The following is a 13431-nucleotide window of genomic DNA, read 5'->3' as shown; positions in this document are numbered from 1 at the left end:
ACTATATGGTTATTGAATTTTCACAGCTAATTGGATTCCAAATTGGTTGAGCGCGCCTTTGGAGTCTTCTTTAATGGTTTTCATCCCGCCCCCTTCCACATCAATCACCTGGGTCCCTTTATTGCGGGTCACGTCAACCAGTCCAGTGTTTATAAATATCATAAGGCTTAGATCCTTATTCCACCGTTCAAACTGAGTTCCCAAGGCCATGCCCCACATAAAATTAAAAAAACTTAAATCTTTTCCAATTTTCTCCTTTTCAAGCAAAATACTTCCGGCTTCTATATTGCCTCGTGCCCGGTTCCGTACACCCAGCGTAATTACAGGAATTCTGGCAAAAACATTTACGTTGTATGCCACCGGAAATTGAAATTGCAAGCCGGCAGGAATTTCAATATAATTAATCGTGTACCGGATGTTTGTGTTATCCGGCAGTGGTTTATCTCCTTTATTCAAATCGGGATTGGATAATTTGGATTTTGGTAAAAAATTCCCTCCTTTCCGGTACAATAATTGGCCTCCGGACCACAATGTAAAATCCAATCCGGTAGCCAGACCAACCCAATCCGCAAATTTGAAGTTAACCGTTGCACCCAGCTTGATGCCAAGATTAACACCATTTGCATCGATATAATCACTCGAACTATTCAGTCGACTAAACGTTGGCGACAGGTGAAAATCCAGTTCTTTATCATCTAACTGTTGTCCGGATACACTTCCTGATAGTAAAAATAATAGGAAAATCAACCCGATGATGTACTTGTGATTCATGCTTGTGGATTACTTAAATATCGAAGACAATATAAAAATTTTATTCCCATTTGATGTCATAAATTCAGGATATAGAAAAAATACAAATTTAAAACAACATTTTTTTTTGGTCATCCTGCAATCATTACCGCCTCTGTACGTTTGTCATCAGGAAGGAAATATCAAACAGTTTTTTTAATTTTTTTATGCCTGGTTTTCGAAAAATAGTATCGTTTCTGGGGTTAATCCCGTTGTTTGTTATCATTTTGTCTTGTTCAGAAGAGAACACTGCATCCCGGTCCACACCACCCGTCTCGGCCAAAGAAATAAAAATCGTACGGTTTGATCAGGAGCTCTGCAAAACTGCAGAACAATCGGATAATCAATTATTGGAAGATTTATTAGATAAATACCCGATCTTCACCGATGTGTTTTTCAACCAGGTGATTTTTCCACGGAACACCGAGTCTATCCAGCTGAATGAATTGATCCGCAATTACTGCGCCGCACCAGCTATCCAACACCTGATAGATACCAGTCGAATACTCTTTCCAGACCTACGACAGATGGAAAACGAACTGGGCCTGGCTTTTGGGTATTATCAAAACTATTTCCCTGAGCAACCGGTTCCCAAGGTTTTCACCTATGTTTCCGAGTTTGGATTGGGGACCTTCACCGTCGACCATCGGGTTTTGGCGATCGGACTGGATTTTTTCTTGGGGGAGGATTATCCGTATTACGACCCGGCGGTCTTTTCTGCATACTTACGTAAAACCATGAGCAGTGAATTCATGGTATCCAAAGCCATTCGGACACTGACACAAGGACTCCTTCCCTCGGTAAGCAAAGGAAATATGTTGGATTTTATGATCCGGAATGGCAAAATAATATACCTTACTTCAATGCTTTTGCCGGATAGTCCGATGCACAAGATTTGTTTGTATACCCCCGAACAAATGGAGTGGGTTCAGGACAATGAACTCAATATATGGTCCTGGTTGCTTGACCTGGGATACTTTTATGAATCGGACCAAAGAAAATTTAAAAAATTTACAGACCCAGCTCCGAATACCCCTGGTTTACCTCAGGAAGCGCCCGGGCGGATAGCAAATTGGATTGGCTATCGCATTGTGGAATCTTATATGAATCACCATCCGGATGTCACATTAAAAGAATTGGCAGATAATACGGACTTTCAGTCTATTATGGACAGATCCAAATACAAACCAAACCGGCCTCAATAATTTCCTCGGTGCTTCAGTCCAGATTTTGTATATTAACCGCTGCATAGATAAATAAGGTATGACCTTATTCCTACAACAAATACACCTAATACCAAAAAGAATGCCTGAAAAATTACTACCACGAATTTCATTGGAAGATTTCACACAAGGAAATGATGATAAAAAACAGAAATTTGTTCAAGATCTCGGAAAAGCTTTTCATAAATGGGGCTTTGTAATCATCAAAGACCACGGAATTTCCCAGGAATTAATCTCCCGGTTCTACCAAAAGTCAGAAGCATTTTTCAAACTACCGAAAGCCACCAAACGGCGATATGAGATCAAAAAACTGGCTGGTCAACGAGGTTACACATCGTTTGGGACAGAGCACGCCAAACACGCTGATGTTCCTGACCTAAAAGAGTTTTTTCAGATCGGCCAGGAAGTTGCCGACGATCATCCGAAGAAAGAAACGTATCCGGACAACATCCGTGTCACTGAGGTCGAGCAGTTCACTGAAAGCGGGATGGAATTGTTCAAAGCTTTTGAAAACGCCGGCCAATCACTTCTACAGGCTATCGCTCTTTATCTCAATCTCCCCGAAAATTACTTCAATGATCTTATCCGGGAAGGCAATAGTATCCTCAGATCGATTTACTATCCACCGATCAAGACGGACCCAAAATCTGCCGTTCGCGCAGAGGAACACGAAGACATTAATCTGATCACCCTGCTGGTTGGGGCATCAGCAGGTGGACTTCAACTCCTGAATCAGCAAAATGAATGGATGCCTGTGCTGCCCTCGGAAGATGAGATCGCTATCAATGTAGGGGATATGCTTTCGCGTCTGTCCAATGATTATCTCAAATCAACGACCCATCGTGTGGTTAATCCACCCCGTGAAGAATGGCACATTCCTCGTTTGTCTATCCCGTTTTTTCTGCATCCTATAGCAGAAATGGATCTTACATCCCTGGACCAATGTATTCCTGAAGGAGAAACAGCCAAGTATCCGCCTACAACTGCCGGAGCATTCCTTGATGAACGACTTCGAGAAATAGGCCTGAAAAAATAAAGGAACCCGTTTGAGAACGCATGCACTCAATTACTCTTATCTGTAATAGCTTGATCCGATTTCCCAGACCGGGTGTGTAGATTAATAAAATGGTCATAGATAAGCCTGGACACTTCAACCATCGCCTGGTCAGCTTTTTCCATATCGCTTACGTTTTTAGAGAGCATCACCAACACATATTTTCGTCCATCCGGAAGAATGATAATGCCAGAGTCGTGGTGTACCCCGGTAATAGACCCCGTCTTATGAGCCACCTGAACCACATCAGGTAAAGGCGCTGGAATTAACGTGTTAAATTCCTGGTTAAGCAATACATCTATCATAGCCTGACTACTCGAAGAGTCCACCACTTGGTATTGAGCTAATTTTTCATAAATATGCAACAGGTCCAGTGCTGTCGTGGTATTACTTAATCCCGCTTCATAAGCTTTGAGATCTTCCACTCCACGCAATACCTGGATTTTATTGGCTCCCAGGCGGCGCATGCTTTTGGTCACATTCTCAGCACCTAGTTGGTCTATAAGAATATTGGTAGCCAGATTACTACTTCGGGTGATCATACGATCAATCAAATCCACCCAACTTATTTTTTGATTGAGAAGGTCATAAAGCTCTGGATCACTATCGTTCTCAGGCGTAAGGTGATACTCACTTTTATCGACAATGCTGTAAAATTTATTGTAAACAACAATGGAATCCGTCATTTTTTGACCTTGTTCTTTTCGCTGTTTATAGGCTTCTATCATGACCGGTGTTTTCATAGTACTCGCCGCATGAAACACCTCATTGGCCTGAAGTGATATCGTATCGCCGGTTTGCATGTCCATATAAGCTATCGCAAAATCTCCCTCCACAGAATCGAGGACAGCATGGATGGAGTCTCTAAGTAAAGTCGGCGTCTGACCAGTCTCACAAGCCTGAAGCCAAATAAGAATAAAAATAATACTACTCAAAAACGCGGTATGTCGATTCATATTCGATCCATTTTGTAATCAACTTCAGGGTCTAATACTACAAATTAATGCGTGCAATGCATGTTTTTTTTAAAATAACATTTAACTAAAATCACAAATCTCCCTGTACTGGTCTGAGAACTACTTCTTCCATGACCGCATTCGGGGCCAAATCAATTGCAGTCTTTATGACAGCAGCTACCTCCTGATTATCCATTAATCGATGCTTCGGGTAATCCATACCTTCCCAGCTGTGGCTCCAGGTTGGTCCTGGTAAAATATTTGTAACCCGAATCCCGAATTCCCGGACTTCCGCTCTCAGTGTTTTCCCAAATCCCAGTAAAGCATGTTTCGAAATGGCATAACTTCCACCGTTGACGGTGCCTTGAATACTAGCTACTGAGCAAAGATTGATGATATGACCTGCTTTTCGTTTAACCATTTCGGGTAAGAATGTCTTTGTCATAAAATAGGCACTGTGCAAATTGGTCTCCAGAACCCGATCGAAAGTCTCTGGCTTTTCATCTACGATCATGCCGGGTACAAAAACACCCGTATTGTTGACCAGTACATCCACAGATCCAAATTTTTGCAAAACAGACCGCCCAAAATCATCGATAGCATCCCGGTCTCGTATGTCAAAAGCTTGTATATAAACTAATTTGGATTTTCCCCGATCCAATATCTCATTCTTTACTTTTATCAGATCAGCCTCAGTGCGTGCACACAATGCCAATTGATGGCCATTTTCCGATAAAGTATGCGCAATAGCCCGTCCTATTCCTTTCGTTGCCCCTGTAATAACAACCACCATTATTCGTTTTTTTATTAGTTTATTCCATTCGGATGTGATCAAATATAGAATATTTTGTGATATTTACACTCCCATGATAAAACCTTTGCTATTCCATACTGGTCGATATTTTGTGATGCTGGGATCTACGCTGCGAAAGCCCTCCAATTTCCGAATGTACTGGAAAGAGACGGTTCGTCAGATGTACGACATCGGCGTGGGATCAGTAACCATCGTTGTACTCATTTCTGTATTTATAGGAGCTGTGTCTGCTGTACAATTTAGCTATCAGATAGGGGGAACATTTATACCGAAATACTACATTGGCTATATTGTAAGAGATATGACGATCATCGAATTAGCTCCCACCTTTACAGGTTTGGTATTAGCAGGCAAAGTCGGATCAAACATGGCTTCCGAAATCGGAGGAATGCGACAGAAAGAGCACATTGATGCCATGGAAGTCATGGGGGTGAATACCGCCAGCTATCTGATCTTGCCAAAGATCATCGCAGCTGTGGTAATCATACCCATCCTTGTCAGCATTGGCGCCTTTGTAAGTATCATTGGGGGATACATTGCTTCAGTTCCGTTTGGTGATCTGACCAATCTGGATTACATCAAAGGATTGCGGTCGTTTTTTGTCCCATTTAATGTGGTGATGATGCTTATAAAAGCACTGGTATTTGCTTTTATATTGACCTCTGTTTCATGCTATCAGGGATATTATGTAGAAGGTGGATCCATTGAGCTCGGAAAAGCAAGCACCAATGCCGTTGTGATCAGTGATGTGATGATTCTTCTTGCTGATTATATCATTGTACTAATGCTTACCACCTGAAACGGCTTTAAAAAAGAAAGTTATGATTCGTTGCGAAAACATATTTAAAAGTTTTGACGAAACAGAAGTTCTTAAGGACATCTCAATCGTTTTTGAATCCGGAAAGAACAACTTAATCATTGGTAAAAGTGGGGCTGGAAAGACCGTACTACTGAAGATACTCGTCGGACTTCTAAACCCAACCTCAGGAAAGATCTGGTATGATGGCCACGACTTCACCAGTCTTAATCATAAAGAACTTCAAAAACTACGGAATGAGGTCGGGATGCTATTTCAGGGTTCCGCTCTGTTTGACTCAATGACAGTGGAAGAGAACATTCGCTTCCCAATGGATATGTTTACCAAAAAAACCAAGAAAGAGAAAAAAAATCGGGTCAATTACTGTCTGGAACGTGTGAATCTGGAAGGAATTAACGACCAATTCCCCTCGGAGATATCCGGTGGTATGCAAAAAAGGGTTGGCATCGCCCGATCCATTGTCATGGAGCCCAACTATCTTTTTTGCGATGAACCCAATTCAGGTTTGGACCCAAAAACTTCTATTGTCATTGATGAACTTATCAGCAACATCACTTATGATGATAATATTACAACCATTATCAACACCCATGATATGAATTCCGTGCTTGAAATAGGGGACAACATCAATCTACTCCACAATGGAAAACTGGCCTGGCAGGGCACTAAATCTGAAGTTCTCAAATCACAAAGTGAAGAATTAGTGGACTTTATCTTTGCCTCACCTTTCCTCAAGAAACTGAGAGGGCAAGCCATTGACGAACTATAGTTCGCAACGTACGCTCTGACGTGTATAAGTGGTCTCACAGCGGACGCCATCACGGATTCGGAGCACTCCCCATCCCCTGTCCAAGGGATAAGCCTCCAGACAGGAAACAGGGAGCGACCCAAATTCGGATTATTTACGAATTAGCGTAATCCAGACTTTGCTTTACAAAATCTGTGAGTGCTTTTCCATTCAACATGTTCTGGTTGAGCAGAGCCAAATTGTACAAATATTTAGTAAAGTCAACCTTTTTCTCCTCACTGCGCATATTATTAAGCTTCTGAGCGATCAGCGGGTGATTACCGTTGATAACAATCTGATGCATTCCCAGTCCCTGCCCAGGCAATTGGCCGGATTGCATCCGCTGCATATCCTCCATTCGTCGCATAAATTCAGGTTTGACGATCTGAACTGGCGCCGCATCTACAGGCAATGGCCGAATTTCAAGTCGATGGTCATCCAGTGAAAGAACGTCTTTAAAAATTCCTTTTATCTTTTCTTGCTCCTTCTCACTCAAAGCAGTTTCTTTTTCCTCATCTTTCGCGACCAATTGATCCACGGTTTCACTATCGACACGTACAAATCGGACCTTATCCCATTTTTGCTCGACGGTCTGTATAAAGTGGTTGTCCAATACCTGATCAAGTAGCAATACATCATACCCATAATCTTGAGCCGCTGTGACATAACTGTCCTGAGCGTCTTTATGGAAGGTATAAATCACTACCCGTACATCATTTTTATCGGTTTGCGAATCCTTTATTTTATCGAGATAAGCATCGATGGTGTGGTACTCTCCTTCTGTACTTTTCAGAAGAACAATATCCTTTACTCGGTCATAGAATTTTTCATCGCTGATCATTCCATATTTGATAAACACCCCGATGTCTTCCCATTTGGCTTCGTACTGTTCCCGATCTGTATTATACAGTTCTTTGAGTTTATCCGCCACTTTTTTCGTTATGTAACCTGTAATCTTTTTTACATTCCGGTCGCTTTGCAGAGCGCTCCGCGATACATTCAATGGGATATCGGGAGAGTCAATAACGCCGTGCAATAAAGTCAAAAACTCTGGCACAATCTCTTTCACTTCATCAGTCACATACACCTGATTGGAGTAAAGGTGTATTTTGTTTTTCTGAACTTCCAACTGATTGTGAATTTTCGGAAAATACAATACTCCGGTCAGATGGAATGGAAAATCTATATTAAGATGAATCCAAAACAACGGCTGATCACTATATGGATAAAGCTCATCATAAAAGTCCAGATAATCCTGATCATTTAAATCGGTTGGATTCTTCTTCCAGAGCGGATGTGTATTGTTAATAATATTGGGGACTTCCTCGGTTTCAACTTCCTTTGCTTTATCTTCGGCCTCATCCGTTGACTCATCGGTCGCAGTCTCTACGGGTACTTCTTTGGTTCCAAACTGAATAGGAACAGGTAAAAATTTACAATACTTTTCCAACAGGTCGCTAATGGTACGCTCTTCCAGATATTCTTCATCCTCTCCTTCAATATGCAAAATCACATCCGTACCCACCTGATCCCGGGTGGCATCCTCGATCATATATTCCGGTTCTCCTTCACAGATCCACTTGACAGCTTTCGCATCTTTCTGCCAGGACTTGGTCACGACTTCCACCTTTTTTGCCACCATGAACGAGGAATAAAAACCCAATCCAAAGTGACCGATAATGCCTGTTCCTTCATCCTTGTACTTGTCCAAAAAATCGTTGGCGCTCGATAGTGCCATTTGGTTAAGGTACTTCTTTACTTCCTCTTCGGTCATACCCAATCCCTGATCGGAAATGGTTAATGTCTTTTTGTCAGGATCGATTTCAATTTTAATTCTAAGATCTTCAGTTGACCCCTTAAACTCACCTTTTCGACTGAGTGTTTTAAGCTTTTGAATGGCATCCACAGCATTGGATACCAACTCACGCAGAAAGATATCCTGATCCGAATACAGAAATTGCTTAATAATCGGAAAAATGTTCTCTGACTGTACTGAAATGTGTCCTTTATTCATGAATCGTATATTTTTATTTCCTCCATTAAGTTCAAATAATATGCCACCTGCCTTTTCGTGTCAAAATGACATAAAAACCGACGGAAAAATTATTTTTACGACAGTAAAATAAATAACAGTCCGTAGCAGTTGTAGTATATGTAAATGAGATCATAGAAAATCTGCCGAAAAGGCAGATGTGATATGCACTTATTTTACTCATGGTCTAGACCGGTTCTTACATAGGGGGATTTATCGAGCCGGTCTTTTTTTTCTCCTACAAATCCAGCGAATCCCGAGGAATCAAAAAACAAACACGCCTCCAGGGCTCGATCCCTTTCCTGCTATTCAACCAAGTTACTCTAAGCCCCAATTACTTTGATCTTAAAATTTCAAATGCTTTACAGTCAGGGAGTTGTTAATCAATTGTTTTAAACTATCAATCCCAATACTGAGATGTAATTCTACAAAGGTTTCAGTCACGATGGAATCACTTTCTTCCGATTTTACCCCTTCCGGAACCATGGGAATATCTGACACCAACAACAAAGCTCCGGCTGGCATATGATTCTTGAATGCAGCGGTAAAAATAGTCGCAGATTCCATATCAATTGCCATGACCCGCAGTGTTCGCAGATAATCTTTAAAATCTTCGCGATGTTCCCACACGCGTTTATTCGTCGTATAAACCGTTCCGGTCCAGTAGTCTTGCCCGTACTCCCGGATAGTTGTGGAAATCGCTTTTTGAAGGGCAAATGCCGGGAGCGCAGGTACCTCGGGTGGTAGATAATCATCAGAAGTTCCTTCGCCACGGACCGCAGCAATCGGTAAGATAAGATCCCCTACTTTATTCGTTTGCGTTTTGAGACCACCACATTTACCCAGAAAAAGCACAGCCTTTGGCTGAACAATACTAAGTAAGTCAATGATGGTCCCGGCGTTTGGGCTTCCCATTCCAAAATTGATGATCGTAATATCTCCATACGTTGAAGACTTCATCGCCCGGCCTTCCCCTTTTATTTCCGTTCCAAACCAGAGTGAAAACAATTCCACATAAAGATTAAAATTGGTCAGCAATATGTATTGACCAAATTCGTCCACTTGAGTTCCTGTATATCTTGGCAACCAATCAGTAACAATATCTTTTTTTGTTTTCATAATGCTGTATTATGGTTTGTGAGTTCTGGTCCATGTGAACACGGTGCCCTAAAGGGGTACTGCGAAACAAACTTCCTCGTTCACTGAGTCCAATCAAACTATAGGTGTTCCAGTGGGTCAAACTTCAGAGATAAAACAGACCTCTTTGATCTCATACTCCAGAACAAAATAATTTGAAGCAAAATAATCAAAAATTTCATACTTTTGTTTTAGAATAGACGCGACAACCGAACCGTCCGCTTTCATGACAGTCATAGAACAAATCAAGTAAAGAAAAAGTTATGAAATTAAAACCCATCGAAAAAGTAAGTGGTCTCAGTTCAAAAGAGTTTCAAGAACAATATCTGAAAACAAAAACCCCCGTTGTCTTGAAAGACCTGGCTGCATCCTGGCCAGCCACGGATAAATGGACGTGGGAATTTTTATCATCGGAATACGGACACCTCGAAGTTCCTCTCTATGGAAAGGATTACCACAAAGCGGGCAAAGGCTACATGACGCCAACTACCACGATGAAACTTGGCGAATATTTGGATCTTATCCGCCATAAGCCAACTGACCTGCGCATGTTTCTGTACAATATTTTTGAACATGCTCCGGCTTTGAGCAATGATTTTTCGATGCCCACCATCATGGATGGCTTTCTCAAAAATCATCAATATATGTTTTTCGGAGGAGCAGGCGCTAAGGTAGCCCTTCACTACGACATCGACTATTCATGCGTGTTTCACACTCATTTTCAGACCCAGAAAGAATGCATATTGTTTGATGAAGATCAGAGAATACATCTTTACAACCACCCCTTCACAGTGCAAAGCCATGTCGATGTCCTAAATCCCGATTACGATCGATTTCCAGCACTACGACACGCGGAAGGATACCATACGATTTTGGAACATGGAGAGACATTGTTCATGCCGATGGGATGCTGGCATTTCATGCATTATGTAGTAGGTGGTTACTCGCTAAGTCTGCGTGCCAATGCTTCGCTCATGACCAAAGCCAAAGGTTTGATGAATATTTCACGACACTTTATCGTGGACAAAGGCATGAACAAAATCATGGGCGAAAAATGGAAGACGCTCAAAGAGGATATTGCGCACAAAAGAGCTGATAAAGTTTTAACATAACCAAGTGTGTACAGCTCATTCCCAAAGAAAAGGACGAGCTCCAGCCTATCCTGTTTAATTTTGTATCTTTGCCGGTTCAGACACCAAAATTGATTATGAAAAAACCTTTTATCAGTGGAATTCAACAAGTGGGAATCGGCGTATCCGATGTTCACGAAGCGTGGAGCTGGTACCGCGAGCACTTGCAGGTTGATGTACCTATCTTTGAAGAAAAAGCAGAAGCGCGTCTTATGTTGCCGTATACTGGGGGAAAACCCAGAAGTCGGCATGCCGTTCTCGCACTCAATCTCAATGGTGGCGGCGGATTCGAAATATGGCAATACGTAGGCCGAACACCCCAGCCCGCAGAGTTTGAGATAAAACCTGGCGATTTGGGTATCAATGCTATAAAAATTAAATCATTCGATGTCAAGAGTGTCTATGATCAATTAAGTCAATCAGGCGTTCATATGCTATCCCGGATCACTAAAGATCCAGCCGGTCAGGATCACTTCTATTTCCAGGACCCTTATGGCAATCCTTTTGAGATCGTTCATTCCGAAAATTGGTTCAATAAAAAACGACAGCCAAACGGCGGGGTTGGAGGAGTAGTCATTGGTGTTAGTAACATGGAAGCATCGATGGACTTTTACAAATCCATCTTGGGCTATGATAAAGTGATTTATGACACCGACGGGCCTGCAGCTGATATGGAGGACTTTGACCAGGATCAACAAAGCTTCCGACGGGTCCTGCTCGAACGCAGTGCACCGGTTACCGGGCCTTTTTCAGGACTACTTGGCGATTCTTCCTTAGAATTGATTCAGACAAAAAGCCGGGAGCCACATAAAATATTTAAAAACCGATTCTGGGGAGACCTCGGATACATCCACCTGTGCTTTGATATTATAGGGATGGATGAAATGCGGATCAAGTGTGAAAAATATGGCACGCCTTTTACTGTAGACAGCAGCAATCAATTTGATATGGGCGAAGCAGCGGGCCACTTTAGCTACATCGAAGATCCGGATGGAACCCTTATCGAGTTTGTAGAAACACATAAAATTCCGGTATTAAAAAAATTAGGGTGGTATCTTAACCTACTGAAACGCGATCGGACCAAACGTTTACCCAAATATATGTTGCGTGCATTATCTCTGAACAGAGTAAAAAAATAAATGAATACGTTCAAAAACAAATGGATTTGGATTACCGGCGCATCTTCAGGGCTCGGTAAAGCCATGGCCATAGCCCTTGCGGAGGAAGGGGCTCATTTGATTCTATCTGCTCGCAGCGAAGAAAAATTGCACCAGGTGGCAGAATCATGCCAAGGATCGGGCAAAAAACACATCCTGCCCTTAGACCTGACTCAGTCCGATTCCTTTCAGGAAAAAGTCAACAAAGCATTATCCTATGGCGGATACGTGGATATAATAATCAACAATGGTGGCATCAGTCAGCGAGCACTTGCTGTAGAAACCCAACCATCTGTTTCCAGGGAACTATTTGAAGTAAACTTCTTCGGCACCATTGAACTGACCAGGCTACTGTTGCCGTCCATGTTGGAAAGAAAGTCCGGGCATATTGTCACTATTTCTAGCATCGTAGGAAAATTTGGCAGCCCCAAACGTTCCAGTTATTCGGCCAGCAAACACGCTTTGCATGGGTACTTTGACTCTCTACGGTTTGAAGTAGAACCCGATGGAATTGATGTAACCCTTCTGTGTCCGGGATTTATTCAAACGGATATTTCAAAGAATGCGTTAACTGCTGATGGTCAGCCACAGAACACCATGGATGAGAAAACAGCTCAGGGTCTGACCACGGACCAATTTGCCTCCAGGGTCCTAAAAGCCATACGAAATAAGAAAAAAGAAGCCAACATTGGAAAATATGAAATAATGGGTGTCTATATGAAACGATTTCTACCAGGCCTGTTCCGAAAAATACTGGCTAAATCAGAAGTCACCTGATACAATTCCTTCCCGGCGAATTTTATAGTTGGATCAATTTGAAATTAACTTGTATTGCAAATGATAAATCATTCGCTCAAAATAAAATCAGCAATCATTCGGGCATGCAATTGAGTCGTTGGCAACAGAGGAATCCGATACGCTTCATCACCCAGCAGCATGGGCAGTTCTGTACATCCCAATATTATTCCATCAGCACCTCTTGATTCCAACCGATTGATCTGATCCAGGTAAAAATCTGTCGCTTCGTTTGTAAACTTTCCCTGTGTAAGCTCTTTGGACACATAGTCATGTGATGGATCAATAAATTCCTCCGCCGGTATAAGAGTCTCGATATTAAACTTTGATTGAAGGAAAAGGGGTATAAAATCCCCCGTCATCGTCGGTCGATTCCCCAACAGTCCCAGTTTCTTCAAGCCTTCTTGCCATGCTACCTTGCCGGTTGCGTCTGCGATATGCAGGATTGGTATAGATATTTGCGGCTGCACATAGGGATAAACCATATGCGGCGTATTCGCACAAATTGCTATGGCATCAGATCCATTTTGTTCCAATTTTTGGGCCACTTCCAGGTACTTCTCATTGATCTCCGCCTTATTATGTCGCCGCATTAAATCGATATTGAGACTGTGAATCCAAATCGGTGGATTTTGATCAGAGCCTATTGTTTCACTCACCATTTCATTAATGAGTCTGTAGTATACGATCGTGGAATGCCACGAGGTGCCACCTATTAATCCGATTGTTTTCATAGACTA

The 13431-nt window shown here is 42.1% G+C and carries 13 protein-coding genes; 7 read left to right on the top strand and 6 right to left on the bottom strand.

All coding sequences use genetic code 11. The features are described from left to right. Positions 1-9: 9 nt before the first annotated feature. A complete protein-coding gene (locus KUV50_RS09335) occupies positions 10-771 on the bottom strand; it encodes a PorT family protein (protein WP_222579869.1) in 762 nt (253 codons plus the stop codon). 185 nt (positions 772-956) lie between these two features. On the opposite strand from KUV50_RS09335, the gene KUV50_RS09330 reads away from it, so the two are divergent. Beyond that, positions 957-1994, top strand: coding sequence for a hypothetical protein (locus KUV50_RS09330; RefSeq protein WP_222579868.1), 1038 nt, complete (start codon positions 957-959; stop codon positions 1992-1994). 100 nt (positions 1995-2094) lie between these two features. Then, a complete protein-coding gene (locus KUV50_RS09325; protein ID WP_222579867.1) occupies positions 2095-3048 on the top strand; it encodes an isopenicillin N synthase family dioxygenase in 954 nt (317 codons plus the stop codon). Positions 3049-3074: 26 nt separating this feature from the next. Here the strand turns inward: KUV50_RS09325 and KUV50_RS09320 are convergent, their stop codons facing one another. Together KUV50_RS09320 and KUV50_RS09315 are read right to left on the bottom strand one after the other, a co-directional pair. Continuing rightward, positions 3075-4022 carry a serine hydrolase gene (locus KUV50_RS09320; protein WP_222579866.1) on the bottom strand — a complete coding sequence of 316 codons (948 nt, stop codon included), beginning with the start codon at positions 4020-4022 and terminating at the stop codon, positions 3075-3077. Positions 4023-4113: 91 nt separating this feature from the next. Then, positions 4114-4815 carry an SDR family oxidoreductase gene (locus tag KUV50_RS09315; RefSeq protein ID WP_222579865.1) on the bottom strand — a complete coding sequence of 234 codons (702 nt, stop codon included), beginning with the start codon at positions 4813-4815 and terminating at the stop codon, positions 4114-4116. Between the two features lie 73 nt (positions 4816-4888). Between KUV50_RS09315 and KUV50_RS09310 the strand changes: the two genes are divergently transcribed. After that, complete coding sequence (locus KUV50_RS09310; protein WP_222579864.1) at positions 4889-5635, top strand: MlaE family ABC transporter permease; 747 nt, start codon at positions 4889-4891, stop codon at positions 5633-5635. Positions 5636-5657: 22 nt separating this feature from the next. Continuing rightward, positions 5658-6422 (top strand): ABC transporter ATP-binding protein, encoded by a 765-nt coding sequence (locus KUV50_RS09305; protein ID WP_222579863.1) that lies wholly within the window; start codon positions 5658-5660, stop codon positions 6420-6422. A gap of 133 nt (positions 6423-6555) precedes the next feature. On the opposite strand, the gene htpG is transcribed toward KUV50_RS09305, so the two are convergent. Continuing rightward, on the bottom strand, positions 6556-8454 hold the full coding sequence (htpG, locus tag KUV50_RS09300) for a molecular chaperone HtpG (protein WP_222579862.1): 1899 nt from the start codon (positions 8452-8454) through the stop codon (positions 6556-6558). Positions 8455-8817: 363 nt separating this feature from the next. Then, on the bottom strand, positions 8818-9591 hold the full coding sequence (locus tag KUV50_RS09295) for an AMP nucleosidase (protein ID WP_222579861.1): 774 nt from the start codon (positions 9589-9591) through the stop codon (positions 8818-8820). Between the two features lie 281 nt (positions 9592-9872). Here KUV50_RS09295 and KUV50_RS09290 point away from each other — a divergent pair, with 281 nt between their 5' ends. The 3 genes from KUV50_RS09290 (at position 9873) to KUV50_RS09280 (ending at position 12673) form a co-directional block, all read left to right on the top strand. Continuing rightward, positions 9873-10721, top strand: a complete 849-nt coding sequence (locus KUV50_RS09290; protein ID WP_222579860.1) for a cupin-like domain-containing protein — start codon at positions 9873-9875, stop codon at positions 10719-10721. Positions 10722-10816: 95 nt separating this feature from the next. After that, a complete protein-coding gene (locus KUV50_RS09285; RefSeq protein ID WP_222579859.1) occupies positions 10817-11878 on the top strand; it encodes a VOC family protein in 1062 nt (353 codons plus the stop codon). After that, positions 11879-12673 carry an SDR family oxidoreductase gene (locus tag KUV50_RS09280; RefSeq protein WP_222579858.1) on the top strand — a complete coding sequence of 265 codons (795 nt, stop codon included), beginning with the start codon at positions 11879-11881 and terminating at the stop codon, positions 12671-12673. It begins immediately after the preceding gene. Positions 12674-12741: 68 nt separating this feature from the next. Here the strand turns inward: KUV50_RS09280 and KUV50_RS09275 are convergent, their stop codons facing one another. Next, entirely contained in the window at positions 12742-13425 is a 684-nt protein-coding gene (locus KUV50_RS09275) for an aspartate/glutamate racemase family protein (RefSeq protein ID WP_222579857.1), read from the bottom strand. Between the last annotated feature and the right edge of the window lie 6 nt (positions 13426-13431).

The organism is Membranihabitans marinus (genome assembly GCF_019802045.1).
Classification (GTDB): domain Bacteria; phylum Bacteroidota; class Bacteroidia; order Chitinophagales; family Saprospiraceae; genus Membranihabitans; species Membranihabitans marinus_A.
Note: the sequence above shows the minus strand (reverse complement) of the source record. Positions and strands in the feature narration are given on the sequence as shown.

Bases quoted from the DNA above. Each gene is read 5' to 3' on its own strand.
- KUV50_RS09335 (WP_222579869.1), bottom strand. From the start codon at position 771: ATGAATCACAAGTACATCATCGGGTTGATTTTCCTATTATTTTTACTA.
- KUV50_RS09330 (WP_222579868.1), top strand. From the start codon at position 957: ATGCCTGGTTTTCGAAAAATAGTATCGTTTCTGGGGTTAATCCCGTTG.
- KUV50_RS09325 (WP_222579867.1), top strand. From the start codon at position 2,095: ATGCCTGAAAAATTACTACCACGAATTTCATTGGAAGATTTCACACAA.
- KUV50_RS09320 (WP_222579866.1), bottom strand. From the start codon at position 4,022: ATGAATCGACATACCGCGTTTTTGAGTAGTATTATTTTTATTCTTATT.
- KUV50_RS09315 (WP_222579865.1), bottom strand. From the start codon at position 4,815: ATGGTGGTTGTTATTACAGGGGCAACGAAAGGAATAGGACGGGCTATT.
- KUV50_RS09310 (WP_222579864.1), top strand. From the start codon at position 4,889: ATGATAAAACCTTTGCTATTCCATACTGGTCGATATTTTGTGATGCTG.
- KUV50_RS09305 (WP_222579863.1), top strand. From the start codon at position 5,658: ATGATTCGTTGCGAAAACATATTTAAAAGTTTTGACGAAACAGAAGTT.
- htpG (WP_222579862.1), bottom strand. From the start codon at position 8,454: ATGAATAAAGGACACATTTCAGTACAGTCAGAGAACATTTTTCCGATT.
- KUV50_RS09295 (WP_222579861.1), bottom strand. From the start codon at position 9,591: ATGAAAACAAAAAAAGATATTGTTACTGATTGGTTGCCAAGATATACA.
- KUV50_RS09290 (WP_222579860.1), top strand. From the start codon at position 9,873: ATGAAATTAAAACCCATCGAAAAAGTAAGTGGTCTCAGTTCAAAAGAG.
- KUV50_RS09285 (WP_222579859.1), top strand. From the start codon at position 10,817: ATGAAAAAACCTTTTATCAGTGGAATTCAACAAGTGGGAATCGGCGTA.
- KUV50_RS09280 (WP_222579858.1), top strand. From the start codon at position 11,879: ATGAATACGTTCAAAAACAAATGGATTTGGATTACCGGCGCATCTTCA.
- KUV50_RS09275 (WP_222579857.1), bottom strand. From the start codon at position 13,425: ATGAAAACAATCGGATTAATAGGTGGCACCTCGTGGCATTCCACGATC.